Below are 18996 nucleotides of genomic sequence, written 5' to 3'. Positions count from 1 at the left end.
GGGTATTGTTGGGCAGTAGCCGTGACTATGGGAAGCATTTCCCCCCAGCCACGGCTTCGCCCTTGAAGGAAGGAAGATAAGTGGCCGGGATCAAAGACGTCGCACAAGCCGCTGGAGTATCCATTGCCACCGTCTCACGCGCATTATCTGGACGTGGTTCGGTCTCAGCTGCTGCGCAGGAGGCAGTGCAGCGCGCCGCCGCCGAATTGGGCTATGTGGTCTCTTCCTCTGCATCCGGTCTGGCTTCGGGGCGCACCCGCAATATCGGTGTGCTCGTTCCGGTGATCAACCACTGGTTCTATGCCTGCGTGCTGGAAGGCATTTCCAGCCGGCTGATGGATGAGGGCTACGACACCACCCTTTACCAGCTGACCCAGGACAGTGCCCAGCGCGAGAAGGTCTTCTCCGATTTCCTGCTGCGCCAGCGCGTTGACGCGGTAATCGCGGTCAACGTCGAATTAGCCGATGAGGAGGTCCAGGCCTTGCTGGCTGTGGACAAGCCATTGGTTGGCGTCGGCGGCCCGCTTCCAGGGGTGCCAACGCTGCACGTGAATGATGAAGCGATTTCGGCTCTGGCCACCGGGCACCTGATTTCTTTGGGCCATGAACGCATTGGCTTTATTGGCGGCAACGCGGAAACCGATGTGGACTTCATGATTCCCACCCACCGCCGCGCCGGGTACGAGCAGGCGCTGGAGCAGGCAGGGTTGCCTATCGATGAGTCGCTGATCGTGAGCGCCGATTTCTCCATGACCCAGGGCTATGCGGTGGCCAAGCAGCTACTGGGCAATCCTGCTTCCCGGCCTACCGCGGTCTTTGCCGCCAGCGATGAGATGGCAATCGGCGCGATTCTGGCCGCCCGCGATCTGGGCTTGCAATTGCCTCGCGACCTGTCGGTAATCGGCGTGGATAACCACGATCTTGCCGAACTCTTTGGCTTGACCACGGTGGAGCAGCGGCCGCATGAGCAGGGGCAGCTGGCGGTCGCCATGCTGCTGCGCGCTATCCGCGGCGAGGAACCGGCGCAGGCCCACGAGTTGGGCCATCGGCTGATCGTGCGCTCCTCCACCACCCGCCCCGCCCAGTAACCGGCCCAGGAATTCCCAGGTCCCGCATGCCGGTTGCCAAATCGACGCTGACCTCTCGTTGTCCTACATCGCTCTTAGCCGCTGGGCAAACTGCTAAAAATGATCAAAGGGGCATGGCAACGATGGAATATCGTTGCCATGCCCCACAGCTCGGTTATAGCCTTGTGGCTAATCCAAGTCTCGAAGCTTAGTTCATTTTTGGGCTGATGACGCTTTCTTCTTCCTGCGTTCGCGGCCGTTCTCGATGAACAATTCGACAATCAGGAATAGCACGCCAGCACCAACCATAATGAAGAATACGCGCATGCCCTCAGCAGGACTTTCGAATACTCCGCTGAGGAGCCCAGACAACAATGCCGTTGGCACTGCAATCAGGACGAGTATCACAAAAGCAATGAGAATCGCAGTTGCTCTTTTCGACAACGACCGGAAAAAATCTGTCATTCGTCTATCCCTTCAGGAGTTAGAAAAGTTCCTTAATAGCACATTTTCCTACCGGTATTGCGATGACCGTCACGATGCCACCGGGAAGCACTGAATTTGCCGCCTTCTTGATGATCAGTTTGGCAACCTTAGGAGAAATTTTTTTAAGTCTTGCGTAAGCAATTGATGAAGCTTTCCGCCACTGCTTACTCTTGAGTGCCTTGCGCACTTTTGGTTCTGCGAATACTTTGGCAAGCTCAACTGCGGCTTTGATTCCCATTTCTTTCGCAACACACGAACCGAAGGAATTCCAATCCCAGGATACGGCAGCACGACCTATTTGACCTCCGGCAGCGATCTGGCTTGAACTGACGCTCAAACCATCTTCAACCATAGCGAGTTTCTGAACAAGTTGATCTACGTCCATCCTGTAGAAAGAACCGTCAGGAAGCGTGACACCTCCCGTAGCATCCAATTCCGCAAATTCTTTTGCCGACTGCTCAATGAAAGCTCGTTCTTCTTCGGGTGTGACGGTCACGTTGTCATAATCCGAGAGGTCCGCCGTAAGAGGCGCGGTCGTACCTATCTGAGCCTCCCAGGATTTCCCAGATTTTTCACCTGCGATAGCGGGTGACGTGCCTATCATTGCTATTCCAAGCGCAACGATCAGGCTTATTGCCGCGCTTTTTTTCGGCGTTGATTATTCATACCAAGACTCTCTGTCATGGCCCAAGACTCATCATTGGGCCTAGCAAACGTGCTTACCGTTTGCGAGTGTGTCAATATAGGTCGGTGCCCCATAGCCTGGTTGCAGGCTCTCCACTATCGAAATATATCAACTTGCAGAATCATATACAGATCTCTACCTTAAAACAAGCATGTCAGACTGTCAGCGACTAAAAAGCAACACAATCAACGAATTTGATGTATTTAACTATGAAGCCTTAACAGCGCAACCGTGATTTCTCAGAACGGTGACATGCTCTTTACGAAGCCCTCGGCACTTGTCCGACCAGCTCGTAAGTGGAGCCTTCTCTGCTACGGCGTCTATCACTGATCCGGAAAGAAGCCTTGGCGTGCTCAGCAGTCGAACAACCACCATCCATTTGCTGCGACAAGCAGATTGCAAAATCTGGTCATTCGCAACTCCAGATAGCGGTTAAAGTCAGCTAGCGGGATGCAACCCAGTATGCGACGGATGTCCTCGAATGATTCAACTAGCTAATCCCGTGGTTTCTGGGTTGTAATACCGCGTACACGCATGAAAATCCACTGCGATCGTGGGGGCAATTTCACAGTCCAAGTTCCGGGAGCATTCCTTGTGGCCCAGCGATCTTGTAGCGGACTCCCACCGCCGCATCCGCCCACTGATCGGCAAACCACCGGTCGCCAGACGCGCAAATGCCCGCGCGGGCCAGGATCGCTTGATCGCTTGCCTCCGCGGGCATTGTACTGCCGCGAAACTAGTGCGCCACGCGCGATTCGGCCTGTTCGCCCTCGATTTCTTCCACGTGCAGGTTACGTCCGCGGGTTTCGCCAACCCACAGCACCGCTGCCACGGAGATCACGGTCAGCACCATGATGTAGATGGCAATCGAGATCGAAGCGCCGGTGGTCTCCAGCAGGATCTGCGCTACGGTAGCCGCGAAGGCACCGCCGAGGATGGCACCGATGGCATAGCCAATGGAGATGCCCGAGTAGCGGATATGTGCTGGGAACATTTCGGCGTACATTGCCGACTGCGGACCGTAGGACAGGCCCAGGCCAACGGTCAGCACGAAGATCGCAACACCGTAGAGCACAATATTTCCGGTGTCGACCAGCAGGAACATCGGGATCATCCAGACGAAGACCAGCGCATAGCCGATGACGAAGGTGGCCCGGCGCCCGATCTTATCCGAGAGCCAACCACCGACCAGAGTGAAGATCAGCCAGCCGACCGAACCGATCGTGGTAGCCAGCAGGATCGGTGCCAATGGCATTTCCAACACCTTGGTGGTGTAGGAGATGAAGAACGCGATGACCAGGTAGCCGGCGGCGTTGTTCGAGATGAAGATCAGTGCTGCCTGCAGCACCTGCTTGGTGTGGCCGGTCATCAGCTCGCGCAGCGGGGTGTGCTCGGAAGCCTTGCGCAGCGAGAGCTGCTTGAAGACCGGGGATTCTTCGACAGCACGACGGATCATGTAGCCCACGAAGATCAGCGCGATCGAGAGCAGGAACGGAATACGCCAGCCCCAGGCGGTGAATGCTTCCGGGGAGAGCGCAACGCGCAGGATGTAGAGCAGGCCGGTCGCCAGGATCATGCCGATTGGCACACCGATCTGCGGGTAGGCCCCGAAGTAGCCGCGGCGGTGCTCAGGTGCGTGCTCTACTGCCATCAGGGCTGCGCCGCCCCATTCGCCGCCAGCCGAGAAGCCCTGGATCACGCGCAGCAGCACCAGCAGGATTGGTGCGGCAATGCCGATGGAAGCATAGGTTGGCAGCAGGCCGATGGCCGCGGTGGCGACACCCATCAAGATCAGGGTGAGCACCAGAATGCGCTTGCGTCCGTAGCGGTCCCCCAGGTGTCCGGCTACGACGGCGCCCAATGGGCGGAAGAAGAAGGAGATGCCGATCATGGCGAAGGACAGAACCTGCGCCACTCCTGGATTCGCTTCGCCCAGAGGTTCCAGGAACAGCGGGGTGAGCAGGGTTGCGGTGAGTTGGGCGAAAATGAAGAAGTCGTACCACTCGATGGTGGTGCCCACGAGAGTGCCGGCGAGAACCCGGCGCTCTTCCTGAGTGCGAGAAGCAGTCGATGACATGTGTAGACCTTTTGCGAGTTGATTACCGACCGTTCGGACGGTTTATGTCGAACACCATCATATGCTGGAAGTGAAGCGGATCACAAGAAGTTTCTTCCACCAATGACCTGCCGGCATGCGCGCTGCCACCGACGTCAGAGAATTCGGTGTTCTAATAGAGAACGACTAAACTCGTATTTAGATTACCGACCTTGCTTTCCCAGGCTCACTACGAAGGTCTTCGACGGTGTTTTAACGACTCCGCCAGGCCAGATTGAAGATCCATGCCTACCTCACAGACGCTTTCCCGTGGAATCCGTGTTCTCGAAATCGTCGCTAGCTCCCCGGTAAACCTCTCCATCGCTGAAATCGCGGCGAAGCTGGAAGTGCACCGATCCATTGCCTACCGCATCATCCGCACCTTGGAGCAGCACCACCTGCTCAACCGCGACGAGGCCGGCCACATCCGCTCCGCCTCGGGCCTAGCCGTGCTGGCCCGCTCGGTTCAGCGCGACCTGCAGGCTGCAGCCACCCCGGAACTGACAGCGCTGGCCAACGAACTGTCAATGACCACCTTCGTTGCCGTCTGGGAACATGACTTGTGCACCACCTTGCAGTCGGTCTCGCCGCTGAACTCCCAGCGCGCCATTGTCCACCGCCCCGGCTCAGTGCACGGCATGGACGTGGGTGCTGCGGGCATCGCCATCCAATCGCGCTACACCAAGGCCGAATGGGACGCGCTGGATACCCGAATCCAATACCGCGAGCCTGCCATCGCCGCCCGCCAGGCTGGCTATGCCACCAGTGCCGATGAAGTGATCCAGGGCGTGACCTCCATTGCCGTTCCTATCCAGCACGCGGGCCAGACCCCGGCTGCTCTGGCCGTCGTCTTCGCCACCAGTACCGTGGATAGCTACGAACGGACGATCGAGGAACTCCAGCATGCAGCGGCACGCATCAGCGAAAAGCTCGCGCACTAGTTGCTGTCCTGCTTAAACAAAATCTCGTTGCCCTTCAACCAAAACGGTGAAGGACAACGAGATTTTTTTACGCACGTTCAGCGCGGCAGCTGAGGCGGGTTTGGCCTAGCGCACGCGCGCCAGCGACGGGGCCTTGGCCACGATAGCCTTCATCGCCACGGCCGCCAGGAAGATCACCAGCGCACCACCGGTGGACACCCAGAAGGCGCCGAGGTACCCCAGGGATTCCGCGAAGACACCGGCCAGGCCGTTGCCAATGGCAGTACCCACAACAATGCCCGCAGAAAGCATGGTCATCACGGTAGACAGGCGCTGCGGTGGAGCAACTTCACCACCCAGGGTCATCACGGTGACGATCACCGGACCTACGGCAAAGCCAGCAATGAACAGGGCAACCAGCATCATCGGAACATTGGAAGCCACATGCAATCCGAAGCTGAGCACGGTGAGCGCGGCACCGCACAGGATCCAACGGTTGATCTGCCTGAAAGCCTGAGGCCAGGCCGCCACGGAAATCGCGGCAATCGCACTGGAGAAGCCCATCGCACCATAGAGCAAGCCGCCTTGGTTGGAGTCGCCCTGCGCCCCGGCAAAGGCCAGCGTGCCGGCAGCCGAGGAACCAAAGACGGTGCCCAGAGCCATCATGCCCAGCACCAGGGCGCTGATTGCGGCAACCTGCGCCCGGCTGATCGCAACCTTCGGCGCATGCGTTGCAGTTTTCACCGGCTTGACCGCACCCACGGTATGGTGCGCGGCGAAGACCGGCACCAGCACCAACGTCAGCAAGGCAGCCAGGTAGAGCGGCAGCACCGGATCCACCAGCGAAGCCAGCAGCCCAACGGCTACCGGACCGAAAACGAAGCCCAGTTCATCGAACATCGATTCCAGGCTGAGCGCGGCAGAAAGCACCTTGGGGTTCTTCTTTTGCTGGCGGGTCATCGCGATCCAGCGGACGCGGGACATCGGCCCAACCTGCGGGCCGGTAGCACCGGCGGCCAGGCACATGACCGAGAGCATCGCTACTGACATCTCGGGGCTGGAATTGCTGAAAATGGTCAGGGCGACCAGCAAGATCGTGTGGATCAGGGCAACGGTGGTCAAGACCGGGCGCTGGCCGATGCGGTCAGCGAGGTAGCCGATGCTCGGACCGCCAACGGCGGATCCGAGGCCAACCATGGCAGCGGCCAAACCACCTAGGGCGTATGAGCCGGTGGTGGCGGTTACCAGGGTCATCGACCCGATGGTGAGCATCGCCAGTGGAAGGCGTGCAAGGAAAGTGAGCGGCAGGAATGGTGCTCCCACCAAAGGAACTAACGCTGAGTATCCGGACATTTTTTCGGATCCCTCGTGGTCTTCCTTCGACAAAGTATGCTGAGTCAACAAAACTCCATGACGAAGCGTGCGTCGTCCCACACCCCCCGACGCACAAATTTCCCAGACATGCCAAATGGCACTACTTTCAAGATAGCCACTGCCCCTAGGCAAGTCCAATCTATCCGGCCAAGATCACAGTGCCTTCGCGTGCGATGGTTGAACCATGCTGGGTCTTGATGACCGAGACCCGGTTGGTGATGCGCTGCTTCATTTCGGCAACGTGCGAAACCAGGCCGATGGTGCGGCCACCGGCACGCAGGTTTTCCAGCGCTTGCATGACTTCTTCCAGCGTTTCGGCATCCAGCGAGCCAAAGCCCTCATCAACAAATAGCGTCTGCATGTCCACAGCACCGGAGTGATGTGAAATGACATCTGCCAGGCCCAAAGCCAGGGCCAGCGAAGCCATGAAGGTCTCGCCTCCGGAGAGGGTCTGGGTTTCGCGGCGCTTGCCAGTCCACGAATCGAGGATCTGGAGTCCGAGACCGGACTTCGCGTTGCCTTGCTTGGAATCATCATGATGCAGCGAGTAGCGTCCTGCGGACATCACCGCCAGACGCTGGGTGGCGGCGATGGCCACTTCTTCCAAGCGTGCGGCCAGCACGTAGGTGCTCAGCGTCATCTTGTACAGGTTCTCTCCCCCGCCGCGAATCACTTCAGCCAATCCGCGCAGCCTGCGATAGGTTTCGATGACCGGCCCGGCATCTGCCCGCTGGCGTTCAAGATCCCCAGTTGCCTGCTCGTGGCGGGTCAACTGAGTCAGTGCCAGCACTTCTTGCTCACGTGCTGCCTCGAAACGCTCATCAGCCGCGGTGGCCAGCAATCGCGCTTCGACCAGTTCGTCTTCGCCCGGTGCTTGGATTCCCTGGGAAGAAAGTTCTTGGGCCTTACGGCAGTCTTCGGAGCTTTCCAGCGTGGCAATGGCACTGGCCAGATCGGCATCGGCACGCTGCAGCTGGCGCAATTGCTCGCGCTGTGAAGCTTCAAGCAGTGCCGCTTCGTACTCCGCCAGCTGCGCAAATCCTGCGGCGGTGCGCTCGGCATCCCACGTGGCCGTTGCCCTTTCCAGGGCTTGGCTGGCTTCAAGCAGGCGGCGCAAATTCTGGAATGCGTTGCCCAGGCCGTTAGAGGTTTTGGTCTGCTGCTCGACGAGTTCGCTGAGGCTGTTCTTCCCCTGGCGCAGCTGGACCAGCTTGGCGTCCAGCTCTTCCAACTGGGCCTGCAGCGTTTGCGCATTGTGCTGCGCGGCTGAGTGCTCGAGGACTGCCTGGGCGGCACGGGCGTTTTGCTCTTCGACGCGTCGGCGCACCTTATCCAGCTTGCTGATGCGCACAGAGATCTCATTGTGCTTCTGCCGTGCTTGCTCAAGTTCGGCCTGCGCTGCCTCAAGTTCAACGCGCAGTTCTGCAACCATTTGGTCACCGGCTGCTTCCTGGGCAGCCTGCAACTTGGCCATCAGGGTGTCGCGGGTCTGCGCGGCCTGCTGGCCGGCAACGCGTGCGGCGGCCACGATGGCATCCAATTTCTGGATCTGCTCATCATCAATGAGCGGCGCACCTGCATCGGCCTGAGCCGGGGCGGGATGTTCTTCAGAACCGCAGACCATGCATGGCTTGCCATCTTCTAGCGCGGCGGATAGGCGCAAAGCGCTTTGTGCCAGCTGCTCGGTGCGCAGATCCAGCAAGGAATTGGCGGCATCAACAATCTTCAGCTCTTGTGCACTGGCTTTTTCCCGTGCGCTCATGGCCTTCTTTTCAAGGCCATCGCGCTCGGTTGCATGCCCGATCTTGGTCTCCAGGCCCAGCACTCGGTCTTTGGCTTGCTGGACCTTTTCGGTGGCAGCGCCCTGGTCGAGGTCTTGTGCTTCCAACGCTTCGCGTTCAGTCTTGAGCCGCAGGACTTCTTCTTCAGCCTCGGTGCGGGTCTTGGCATGGACACCAACTAACTCGGCGGCCTTTTCTCCTTGGGCGGCCAGTACCTCCCGGCGCTTCTCATCTTCCAGCGCTGCCTTGGCTATTGCCAATGCTTCAGCTGCCTCGTGGGCCGGACGGCGCAAGGATTCCAGACCTGCGATATCGATGCGGGGAGCCAGCCCCTGCTCTTTTTCAAGCCACTGCTGGCTGGCAAGCCAGGTGTCCTTTATCTTTTGTTCAGTGGCCTTTGCTTCATTCAGCTGGGTCAGGTAGGCGCGTACGGCGCCAGCCTTGGCATCTTTTTCCAGGCGTGCCCCTGCGCTCAGGGCTGCCTCATGCTGCTGGGCATAGGCGGCCTGCTTGCTGCGCAGCTCGGCAAGCCGGGCAAAGATCCGCTGGCGCTCTTCAACACTCTGCACCTGTTCTCGCAACCCGGTCCGCTGCGCGCGCAAGGCCGCCGCTTCGCTGGCCGCACGCTGATGAATCACCGAGATCCGGCGCTGGTAATCAGCGAACTGCTCGGCCACCGTGGCGTGCGCCGCCTGGGCACTATCTTCGGTGTCTTCGGATGCTTCGTCCTGCGCGTTGGATTCACGGCCGGCAAGGAAGGACTGTGCTTGGGCATGAATGGCTTCTTCACTGGCGCTCAACCGGGCTTCAAGGCTTTCGGTTTTCTGGCGCTCTTCGGCCAGCCGGGCGGAGAATTCCTCTTCAATCTGCGCATAGTCGCTGGTATCGAAAAGATTCGCCAACAGATCTTCGCGGTCCTTGGCCTTGGCACGCAGGAAGTCGGCAAAGCCGCCCTGCGGCAGCATTACGACCTTGGTGAATTGCTCGCGGTCCAGACCCAGCAGGCTGCCCAAAACATGCCCCACCTCGTCGTTGCGAGTGGACAGTTCGTTCCAACCCGAAGCGGTGAATTCCCGCAACAGGCTGGAAGCCTTCTGTTCAGTGGTCTTGTCCTTGCCGCGTTTGGATGGACGCATCCACGCCGGTGAGCGGGTGACCTCGAAGCGGCGGTCACCGATGGTCAATTCGCAGCTGACTTCTGGTGCCAACCCTGTTGGTGCGTGGTCCGAACGGATCTGCCTGCTGCCGGTGCGGCTGCCGGGCAACGCGCCGTACAGTGCATAGCAAATCGCATCCAAGATGCTGGACTTGCCTGCACCGGTGGGGCCATCCAGGAGAAACAGGCCGCCTTCGGCTAATTCATCAAAGTTGATCTCTTCGGTGCCTGCAAAGGGACCGAAGGCCTGGATCTGCAGCTTATGGATTCTCACTGGCTGACCTTTGCCTCTCGGGTGGCGCGGATAACGGAGGTGATGACTTCGCGTTCTGCTTCATCGGCTGCGCGTTCGCGTACATGTTCCATGAAGTCACCGACCACCTGCTCGGTGCTGGTGGCCTTGGCCATGCGCTCGGCGTAGGTCGATGGCTCTTCGTTTTCGTCGCCGCCTTCTGGTGCGAAATTCAGCACCACGGTGTCCGGGAAGCGGGTTCGCACCCGGGCCATGGCATCGGCCGGACGCTCCCTATCGGTCAGCGTCACTTGGCACCAGGCCGCAACTGCGTACTCGAACTGCTCGTCGTCCAGAAGGTCTTCGAGGTTGCCTTTGAGGATCGCCAGGTCCTTTGGCACGGCCAGCAAGACTTCTTGGATGGATTCAATGCCCTGCGCGCTGGTGTCGATAACCCACACGCCCTTGATTTGCTTTGCTTCCGAGAAGGAGTACGCCAGCGGCGATCCGGAATAGCGCACATTGTCTTTGACCTTCTGCCGGCCATGCAGGTGTCCCAGGGCGGAGTAGTCGAAGTTCTCAAAGAGTTCTGCACTCACCACATCGAGGTTGCCGGTGCTCAGTTCGCGTTCGGAGTCCGAGCCGATGCCACCGGCAGCAAAGAGGTGGGCCATGGCAATGGAAACTACCGGCGTGCCGGCCTGGCGCTGCTGCTCCAAGTTTTCCTGAATCCGCGTGATGGCGGCACTGACTACTGCCTCGTGGCTGGCGTGGGTGGCGCCCAGTCGTTCCATCACCATGCGCGGTTCCAGGTAGGGAATGCCGTAGATGGCTACTTGGTGGTCCTCGGCCTGGCAGATCACCGGGCGCAGCATGCGCTCAAGATCCGCGATGATGTGCACCCCGGCGCTATCCAGCAGGTCTGCGCCGAAGCCCAAGCGCGAGGCGGAGTCGTGGTTGCCGCTGGTGATGACCACCGTTGCACCGGTGGCCCGCAATTCACGCAGCACCCAGTTGCATAGCTGCACTGCGTCCACATGCGGCAGCGCCCGGTCATAGATATCTCCGGAAATGAGCACCACATCCACCTGCTGGTTGATGGTGATGTCAATGATTTCCTGCAGCACGGCACGCTGCGCTTCAATCAGGGAGGCGCCGTGGAAGGTGCGTCCCAAATGCCAGTCTGAGGTGTGAAGCAATCGCATGTGTCCAACCTTATGCAATCCCCAGGACAACTTGGACATTAGAATGGAGTTGTGAATGAAACCGGTGAAACTGCACTCCTGCCAGAGAACTACTCAGACAAGGTGTTTGCGATCCTGCTCGGCCTAGCCGATGGCGCAACCCACGCCCGCGACGACATTGATCTCGGTGCCACCGAGATCCTCCCGCTCTATCTGGCCGATGGCCTTCTAGAAGCACTGGAATGGGCCAATGACGGTGTGGCCAGCGACGAGGCAGCCTGCATGTGGCTTGCGGCCTTGCGCGGCTACAACAAGATCACCGGCTCCTTCCCGGACCGCGCCCCAGAACCCCTGGGCCGCTGGATCGACAAGGAATTCGCCCATGTCGAGATCTTCGAAAAGATCCAGGACGGCGATCCGCAGAACCTCACCGGCCTGGACAGCGCCGACATGGGACAGCCAGGACGCCCCACCGGCCCCGGCACCGACACCACCGGTGTGCTGCCGCGCGCAGCAGTAGCCGCACTGCTGGGCCGTGTCCCAATGGGCACCACCGAAACCTTGGCTCGCGCCGCAGCGTTCCTGACCCACGATGCCCAGGCCGCCAAGACCACCATCGCCGCAGCCAAGATCATCCGCCTGGCGATGGAACGCTCCGAGGAAGCCGCCGGACTGTGGGCCGAGCTGCTTGCCGATCTGGAAGGCCCTTCGGCCGATGCCCTGCGTGAAGTCGTGGCCAAGATCAGCGAGAATATCTCCCTGTCCTCCGAAGATGCGTACAACGCCTACTTCGGCGAGAACGCTCCGGAGCAGGCTGAAGAATCCGATATTGAAGCCGCACCGGCTGCAATCGAGGAAGAAAGCGCCCGCGATCCAGAGGTCGATGCCTACGCGGTAGCACTGCTGGCAGCGGTGTACGGCTCCGAAGCTGTCGGCGAGCGCCCGGCCAGCGCGTTGGATGACATCATCTCCGAGCTGCATGACCGCTGGATGGCCCTGCTGGTCTAAGCACCGGTACTCCCGCGAAAACGAAAAGAGTTCGGCCGGCACAGATTCAATCTGTGCGGGTCGAACTCTTTTCCGCTTGATCAGGCGGTTAGCCCGAAACCGCCAACCATTTGCATGAATTCGCCTTCGGAGATGATGCTGACCCGTTGGCCCTTTTCACGCAGGCGCAGCACGTGCTTGGCCTTGTTGGTCAGCCGTCCGTTGGCAAGGTCCTGCGGCACAAAGCCATCGCCTACCACCAGGGCGGTGGTGGCACGGGTGACCCGCGATGCGGTCTGGGCTCCATGCTCGGCCGCCAATTCCTTGGCCTTGGGCCGCGGCATGGACAAGTTGCCGGTGAAGACCATGGTCTGCCCGAACAGCGGGTGGCTGGGATCCGCGTTCTGGTTCGGGTCTGGATTCGGGCCTTCTTGCGGCCAGTTGTTGAAGGCGTCCTGCGGTGGCATCTGGTTTCCAGCGGCCAACCAGCCTTGGGCGTCGCGCGTGGCGCGGGAAAGCTCATCGCCTGGCTGCCAGGACTGGGTCAGGCTCAGGCGGACACCGTAGTGATCGGCGGTCTCCAGCACGGATTGGCGTCCGCTGCGCTGTGCGATGTCGATCATCGCCCACGCGCAGGCAAGCGAGTCGGCCAAGGCTTCGTGGTGGTTTTCAATTGGGTGCCCGGCTTCTTCGGCGACGAATGGCAGCGAGTAGCTGGGCAGGTCGTAGGCCTTGCGGGAAAGCTTGACGGTGCACAGGTGCGCGATTTGCGGCACTGGCAGTTCGCTGGCTTCAGAAGCCGCGCGGATCACACCGGAGTCGAAAGACGAGTTATGGGCGACAAGTACGTCGGATCCGATGAATTCAAGCAGGTCCGGAAGCTTCTGGCTCACTCGTGGCGCATCACTGACCATGTCGGAGGTGATGTGGTGGATCGAGATGTTGCGCGGGTCGAAGTGGTCGAAACCGGCTGGCGGCTGCATGAGCCACTGCTCGGTTTCCACGATTTGTCCCGAGCGTACCTTGACCAGGCCCACCGAGCAGGCGGAGCCGATAAAACCGTTTGCAGTCTCAAAATCTATTGCTGTGAAGTCCAATGCCACGCCCAATAGCTTACTCGCTTAAACTGCGGCGGTGGCATCCGTGACGTCCCTCCGGTGTGCGCCGTGCGTATTTCGGTGGCACCTTGTTTCCACGTACCCGGATTTGACCTGCATCAATCGGTTCCCCTGCGGTCCAGCTCTGACGCCTTCAGGGCAGGGCATCTCACACTGCGCGCCGGTGCCATTGAGCGAGTCGGGCCCGTGGCCAAAGGTTCAATTGCGGAACAGCTCTTCGTAGTACGGGCTCAGTGCCGGATAGTAGTCGGGTTCGAACTCCACGCTTGCGGGGTCATTTCCGCTGACCGCGGCCACCAGGCGATCCAGGTAGTAGTCCCACCCCGGCCCGACCGAACCGGCCAGTTGCGGGTCCAGTGCCAGCATCTGGAAAACCAAGCGGCTCCCCATCCCGGCCGCTTCCACCATCAGCTCCAATTGCCAGGCCGTCTGATCGGTGCCGAGGCGCACCTGCAGCTGGTGGTTGCGCACATCGCAATGCAGGATCTGGACTTCCTCGGCAGGCGCCCCGTCTTCGGCCAGCAGCACCACGTCCACGACGCCGCGTTCCGGGTCGCCCTGCCACGATCCGTACCAGAGCGCCAAGTACTCGGAGTCGGCTAAATAGCGCCAGATCTTGCTCGGAGATTCGGTGAACTCGCGGCGCAATTCCAGTGCTCCGTGTGCGGTTCGGGTTCCTGTCGCTATGGCGCTCATGATTGCTCTCCTGTTGTTCCTGCTATTCGCTGGTGGCCGGCGGTTCACGCACCGTGGATCGCAGTCCCTGAAGAATAGCAAAAGGCTTCCGTCCGTTCACCGATTTCTTTGCCGCGGCATGACGCAACGCAGCTCGTGGCCCTTGGCAGGGTGAAGGAGCTGCGTTGCGTGCTTGGCTATTCGACTGCGGCTAAGCGGTGGCCCGGCGCAGGGTCAGATAGGATCCGCCGGCCATGAGCAGGGCAACGAGCCCTCCCCACAGCGTGACTCCGGCTGCGGTCCAGGTGAGCGCCCAGCTCCAGAACTGATCCCAGTAGTCGCTGAAGGTGAACAGCGCGATTATTCCCAGCACCACCACGCCCAGGGCGACGAAGAAGACCACCATGCCTGTGGTGCGCCACCTCATGTAGATGGTCGCTACCAGGAATCCGACCATGAACAGCAGCAGCATGAGCACGAAGTAGAACATGATCTGGATGAACCAGTTGTTATCGGCAACCCACTGCAGGGCGAAGAATCGTCCGTCCAGTCCCCATCCGCCGGTAGCTTTCTCCACCAGCCCCATGAGGTAGTAGAAGACCGAGAGCACCAGGGCGCAGACCGAGAACAGCGCCACCGTCCCCAGGTAGAAGGACCGGCGCGAAATGCTCATCGCCATGGAGAACGGGAAGGTCAAGGTCAGCGCTTGGATGCCCAAGGCCAGGAAGTACCACATGGGTGCTTGGGCACCGCCGCCGTACATGATCCCCTCGGCGCCGTTGCGCCGTACCAGCCACCAGATGATCAGGGTGAAGAGGAATGATGCACCCAGGATTATCAGCGGGATTCCAATGAAAGTAGCCTTGTTGATCAGTTGCATGCGGGCAACTTTGATAATGCGGTTCATTTTCTTGCCTCCGTCCGTTCGTCGAGCCCTCGTTCGGTGGTATTGCTCAATGCGCTGCGGACCACCAGCTGCTGGAGCGAAACTGGGCTCAGGTCCAGGCCCATGAGCTTGGCTTGTTCGCGCTGGTCGGAATCCAGTGTCGCCCGGATAGTGACGCTGGACAGGGCGCCAAGTGCGTCTCGATGGATCACCGGGGCGGATCCGGCGAATTCCTGGACCTTGGCGGCGTCGCCGGTCACCGTTACCGCCGTGCCACGCAGTTGTTCGGCATCTGAGTCAATGACGATTCGCCCCTTGTCGATCACGATGACGTGCTCAAGCAGGTTCGCTACCTCATCGATCAGGTGGCTGGAGAGCACGATGGTCCGTGGATATTCCGCGAAGTCCTCGACCAGGCGGTCATAGAAGATCTGTCGCGCTACCGCATCCAGGCCGAGATAGGGCTCATCGAAGAAGGTGATATCGGCTCGCGATGCCATGCCGATGATCACACCGACCGCCGAGAGCTGTCCACGGGAGAGCTTCTTGATCCTGCGCTTGGTCGGCAAGTCGAATGCCTGGACCAGATCCTGGGCCAGCTGCTCATTCCAGTTCTCGAAGAACAGGGCTGCGGATTTGAAAGCCTGGAACACCTTGAAGTCATCAGGATATTTCTGCGATTCGCGGATGAAGCAGATGCGCGAGAGGGTCGGATCATGCTCGAACGGGGCATGGCCGAAAATTTCGGCGGTACCGTGGTCTGCGTAGTTCTGACCGGTCAATATGGACATGAGCGTGGTCTTGCCCGCTCCATTGCGTCCAAGTAGCCCATAGATCCGATCTGGTTCCAGATCCAGGGTGACGTTATCGAGCGCTCGTACATCCTTGTAGGTCTTGCTCAGCTCGCGTACCGCGATTGCTGTCGTTCGTGACATGTCGTTCCTCCCCGCTTAGTTGAGATGTTTCAAGAATCCGAACCGGTTTTGATCATGGTGACCAGTTCTTCGAGTCCAATGCCCAGCTTTGTTGCTTCGGCGGTCAGTGGAGTGATGAATTGCTGTTGGAATTTCTGGCGGCGTTGCTCCCGCAGCCGCCGTGGTGCGTCTTTGGTGACGAACATGCCGATCCCCCGCTTCTTGTAGAGCAGCCCGTCTTCCACCAGCCGATTGATGCCCTTGGCTGCGGTGGCCGGATTAATCCGGTAGAAGGCCGCGAATTCATTGGTTGATGGAACTTGCGCTTCTTCAGCTAGAACTCCAGAGATGATGTCGTTCTCAATCAGCTCAGCAATCTGCAAGAAGATCGGTTTTGAATCATCAATCATGCTGGCTCCTCTCCGGTTCAGGCCCACTGGTTAGTTAGTGAGTTAGTTACTCATGTAACTAACCATAGAACCTACGAGCGATTCCGCACAAGAGCCGAATGCCAACAATTTGCGCAGCAGAGCCGGAAACCAAACTGTCCGCCACCGCCCCTATGCTGAAACTAATTAGCGAAGCCCGCTGCGCGAGCACGCTGAGGATGTTGCATTCACACCAGTGAACACCGAATTGGAACTTTCAGACCAGGCCAATTCGAGGAGCTTTTGAAACCTGGAACCAGCAGGTGCCGAAGGCGAACATTTTGCCGGATCTGATCAAAAAAAATATTGCTCGCACGCGCGGAATCCACTGCAACCCACGTGCCGCAGTCCTTTATGGGAGGGACCATACAGGATTTTTTCAATAGCCTTGACGCTCCAGATCCAGTCCTCGGATCACTTGACCGCCTGGTTCTGCTTGAACTGCACAAAGCGCTTTTCCCCGATTGCACCGATGAAGAGGTGGCGCAGGCAACCCGTCGCGAATTGATCGACTTGATCCGCAATTCGCGTCGTGAGCCCGGCGGGTTTCTGGATACGAGGGTCAGGGTTACCCGTTGCGCCGCCGGCATCCTCAGGTCATCAACCCTGGCTTGTTCGCTGGATCCAACGATCACGCGGTTTACTGGTGCCGCCAGCAAAACCCGTTGGCTTCCGCGGCGGCGCTTGCGCGCGGCGATGAAGACTTCGAGTGGAGTTTGCGCCATCCGCTGAAGCCAGGAGATCTGATCGTGACGGCTTTGGAAAGCTCTCCGCCGTTGATCGTGAGCCTGGAAGTTATCGAAGAGGATGAGAACGAGGAGATCACCTATCGGAACCTGGCGATCTTCTCGGATCCCATTTCAGTGATTGACGCCCAGCACCTGATCGGAGCGCAGCTTCCGCGACGCTCACAGTATCTGAAGCAGCCTTTGGCCGAAAAACTGCTAGAGAGCATGGGTGCGCTCATTGCCGATCCCCGCCCGATCTTCATCACCGCCGGGCCTTGCGATGCACTGCAGTCTGCGCAGGCAAATGAGGTTCTCTCAGTTCTGGCCGTGCTCCAGAAGGGTTCGCCATGGGAACAGCTGGAATGCCGAATCTGCGATCGGGAGATCCTCGATGAGCCCGAGGCCCACCTGCCGCATGTGGATCAGCACGGCTTGCGCTGGGAGATCCAGGAGCATGTCGACGAGGCGGTGCTGATGTGCAGCGACTGCCACGACATGGCCCACCAGCCAACTCTGCAGCAGCTCCGGAACTATGCCAGGCCAGCGTGCCCGAAGTGCGGGGAACGCAATCCGCGCCAGATCATCTGGGGCATGCCCGCCTTCATTCCCGACCCCGACGATTTCGTGGTGGCCGGCTGCGTACTGCCCATGGGGCCGATGGCGCAGTGGGAATGCCGCGCCTGCAGCTCTCGATACCTCGTGGCCGATGCCGGTGAGCTGGCCTACCCGGAACTGATGGTGCACCACGAATAGTTTCTGGTGATGAAACCACGAATGCCAGCAAATCCAATTCAGGATTTGCTGGCATTCGTGTTCTGTCCAGAGCTCGGAAGCTATTTGGCCAAGGCCTTGCCTACGGCATCAATGATCGCCGGCAGAAGCGCTGCAAAGGCACGAGCGCGATGCGAGATCGCGTTCTTCTCTTCCGCAGTGTGCTCGGCCATCGTCTTGCCGGCACCGGCAGGTTCGAAGATCGGGTCATAGCCAAAGCCATGCTCGCCCGAACGCTCGGTGCGCAGCACGCCCTGGACCTTGCCCAGCTCCACGTGCTCCTCGCCCTGCGGGGTAGCCAGTGCGGCAGCGCAGACGAACTGCGCACCGCGGTGCTCTGCGGCGATATCGCCAAGCTGGCCAAGCAGCAGGTCGATATTCGCTTCGTCATTGCCGTGCACGCCGGACCAGCGCGCGGAGAAGATCCCCGGCGCTCCCCCGAGCACGTCTACGCTCAGGCCCGAGTCGTCAGCCAAGGCCACCAACCCGGTGGAGGCCGAGATTTCCCGGGCCTTCTTCAGTGCATTGCCTTGGAAGGTGACCTGGTCTTCAACCGGATCGCCGGCCCCTGCGGTGGCCGCATCAACGACCTGGGTGTCGACATCCAGGCCCGGCACCTGCCCGCGCAGCAGTTCACGCAGCTCGCGCAGCTTTCCCTGGTTGCGCGAAGCGAGGACCAGGACCGGTTTGCTCATTTGGTGCTGCCCAGGGTTTCGCGCTGGATTTCGGCCAGCTCGCTGGTTCCGCCCAGGGCCAGATCCAGCAGCGCATCCAGTTCCGCGCGCTTGAAGGGAACGCCTTCGGCGGTGCCCTGGACCTCGACGAAGTCGCCGGAGCCGGTGACCACGACGTTCATGTCGGTCTCGGCGCGGACATCTTCCTCGTACGGCAGATCCAGCATCGGGGTGCCATCGATGATGCCAACGGAGATCGCGGCGACCGAATCGGTGAGCACCTTCGCGTTCTGCTTCACGATGCCCTGCGAGGTCGCCCAGGCGATGGCTTCTGCCAGTGCCACGTATGCACCGGTGATGGCTGCGGTGCGGGTACCGCCGTCGGCCTGCAGCACGTCGCAGTCCAGCACGATGGTGTTCTCGCCCAGTGCCTTGGTGTCCACCACGGCACGCAGCGAGCGGCCGATCAGGCGGGAGATCTCGTGGGTGCGGCCCGAGAGCTTGCCCTTGACCGATTCGCGGGAGTTCCGGGTATTGGTGGCACGGGGCAGCATTGCGTATTCTGCGGTGACCCAACCGGTGCCCTGTCCCTTGAGCCAGCGTGGCACGCCTTCGGTGAAGGACGCGGTGCACAGCACGCGGGTATTGCCGAATTCGATCAGTGCCGAACCTTCGGCCTGGGCGGACCAGCCGCGGGTGATGGTAATGTCTCGAAGTTGCGCGGCTCCTCGGCCGTCAGCGCGTAAAGTCATGCTTCCATCCTAACCACGCGGGCACCCCGATCCGTACGGGCGAGCCCGCGAGTTACGGTGAAATACGCCTCGCGGCGCACCGC

General features: G+C 60.0%; 17 protein-coding genes. 4 read left to right on the top strand and 13 right to left on the bottom strand.

What is annotated here, in order from left to right; translation table 11 throughout:
• Positions 1 to 80: 80 nt before the first annotated feature.
• Positions 81 to 1088, top strand: a complete 1008-nt coding sequence (locus AARI_RS07165; RefSeq protein ID WP_013348663.1) for a LacI family DNA-binding transcriptional regulator — start codon at positions 81 to 83, stop codon at positions 1086 to 1088.
• A gap of 192 nt (positions 1089 to 1280) precedes the next feature.
• Here AARI_RS07165 and AARI_RS07160 read toward each other — a convergent pair whose 3' ends face one another.
• The 3 genes from AARI_RS07160 to AARI_RS07150 form a co-directional block, all read right to left on the bottom strand.
• Positions 1281 to 1532: a hypothetical protein gene (locus AARI_RS07160; RefSeq protein WP_013348662.1), complete on the bottom strand. Its 252-nt coding sequence runs from the start codon at positions 1530 to 1532 to the stop codon at positions 1281 to 1283.
• A 19-nt stretch (positions 1533 to 1551) separates the two neighbouring features.
• A complete protein-coding gene (locus tag AARI_RS07155) occupies positions 1552 to 2049 on the bottom strand; it encodes a hypothetical protein (RefSeq protein ID WP_013348661.1) in 498 nt (165 codons plus the stop codon).
• Between the two features lie 925 nt (positions 2050 to 2974).
• Positions 2975 to 4315, bottom strand: coding sequence for an MFS transporter (locus AARI_RS07150; protein WP_013348660.1), 1341 nt, complete (start codon positions 4313 to 4315; stop codon positions 2975 to 2977).
• A gap of 263 nt (positions 4316 to 4578) precedes the next feature.
• On the opposite strand from AARI_RS07150, the gene AARI_RS07145 reads away from it, so the two are divergent.
• Positions 4579 to 5274, top strand: coding sequence for an IclR family transcriptional regulator (locus tag AARI_RS07145; RefSeq protein WP_013348659.1), 696 nt, complete (start codon positions 4579 to 4581; stop codon positions 5272 to 5274).
• A gap of 105 nt (positions 5275 to 5379) precedes the next feature.
• Here AARI_RS07145 and AARI_RS07140 read toward each other — a convergent pair whose 3' ends face one another.
• The 3 genes from AARI_RS07140 to AARI_RS07130 form a co-directional block, all read right to left on the bottom strand.
• Entirely contained in the window at positions 5380 to 6654 is a 1275-nt protein-coding gene (locus AARI_RS07140) for an MFS transporter (RefSeq protein ID WP_013348658.1), read from the bottom strand.
• A gap of 112 nt (positions 6655 to 6766) precedes the next feature.
• The gene (locus AARI_RS07135) at positions 6767 to 9838 is read right to left on the bottom strand and encodes an AAA family ATPase (protein ID WP_013348657.1); all 3072 of its coding nucleotides are present in this window, start codon (positions 9836 to 9838) and stop codon (positions 6767 to 6769) included.
• Complete coding sequence (locus AARI_RS07130; RefSeq protein WP_013348656.1) at positions 9835 to 11001, bottom strand: exonuclease SbcCD subunit D; 1167 nt, start codon at positions 10999 to 11001, stop codon at positions 9835 to 9837. The genes AARI_RS07135 and AARI_RS07130 overlap by 4 nt, the downstream gene beginning before the upstream one ends.
• Before the next feature lie 51 nt (positions 11002 to 11052).
• Between AARI_RS07130 and AARI_RS07125 the strand changes: the two genes are divergently transcribed.
• The gene (locus AARI_RS07125) at positions 11053 to 11988 is read left to right on the top strand and encodes a hypothetical protein (RefSeq protein WP_013348655.1); all 936 of its coding nucleotides are present in this window, start codon (positions 11053 to 11055) and stop codon (positions 11986 to 11988) included.
• Between the two features lie 80 nt (positions 11989 to 12068).
• Here the strand turns inward: AARI_RS07125 and AARI_RS07120 are convergent, their stop codons facing one another.
• From AARI_RS07120 to AARI_RS07100, 5 genes are all read right to left on the bottom strand, one after another.
• Positions 12069 to 13070, bottom strand: a complete 1002-nt coding sequence (locus AARI_RS07120; protein ID WP_013348654.1) for an exonuclease domain-containing protein — start codon at positions 13068 to 13070, stop codon at positions 12069 to 12071.
• A gap of 213 nt (positions 13071 to 13283) precedes the next feature.
• Positions 13284 to 13781 (bottom strand): SRPBCC family protein, encoded by a 498-nt coding sequence (locus AARI_RS07115; RefSeq protein WP_013348653.1) that lies wholly within the window; start codon positions 13779 to 13781, stop codon positions 13284 to 13286.
• A 190-nt stretch (positions 13782 to 13971) separates the two neighbouring features.
• Positions 13972 to 14667 (bottom strand): hypothetical protein, encoded by a 696-nt coding sequence (locus tag AARI_RS07110; protein WP_013348652.1) that lies wholly within the window; start codon positions 14665 to 14667, stop codon positions 13972 to 13974.
• Positions 14664 to 15581, bottom strand: a complete 918-nt coding sequence (locus AARI_RS07105; protein WP_013348651.1) for an ABC transporter ATP-binding protein — start codon at positions 15579 to 15581, stop codon at positions 14664 to 14666. Before AARI_RS07105 ends, AARI_RS07110 begins: the two co-directional genes overlap by 4 nt.
• Positions 15582 to 15610: 29 nt before the next feature.
• Positions 15611 to 15970, bottom strand: coding sequence for a GntR family transcriptional regulator (locus tag AARI_RS07100; RefSeq protein ID WP_013348650.1), 360 nt, complete (start codon positions 15968 to 15970; stop codon positions 15611 to 15613).
• Between the two features lie 593 nt (positions 15971 to 16563).
• Between AARI_RS07100 and AARI_RS07095 the strand changes: the two genes are divergently transcribed.
• On the top strand, positions 16564 to 17469 hold the full coding sequence (locus tag AARI_RS07095) for a hypothetical protein (protein ID WP_013348649.1): 906 nt from the start codon (positions 16564 to 16566) through the stop codon (positions 17467 to 17469).
• Between the two features lie 80 nt (positions 17470 to 17549).
• Here AARI_RS07095 and rdgB read toward each other — a convergent pair whose 3' ends face one another.
• Complete coding sequence (rdgB, locus tag AARI_RS07090; RefSeq protein ID WP_013348648.1) at positions 17550 to 18182, bottom strand: RdgB/HAM1 family non-canonical purine NTP pyrophosphatase; 633 nt, start codon at positions 18180 to 18182, stop codon at positions 17550 to 17552.
• On the bottom strand, positions 18179 to 18913 hold the full coding sequence (gene rph, locus AARI_RS07085; protein ID WP_013348647.1) for a ribonuclease PH: 735 nt from the start codon (positions 18911 to 18913) through the stop codon (positions 18179 to 18181). The genes rdgB and rph overlap by 4 nt, the downstream gene beginning before the upstream one ends.
• Positions 18914 to 18996 lie beyond the last annotated feature (83 nt).

Origin of the sequence: Glutamicibacter arilaitensis Re117 (genome assembly GCF_000197735.1) — a bacterium.
Classification (GTDB): domain Bacteria; phylum Actinomycetota; class Actinomycetes; order Actinomycetales; family Micrococcaceae; genus Glutamicibacter; species Glutamicibacter arilaitensis.
This window is presented reverse-complemented; position numbering and strand designations above follow the sequence as displayed.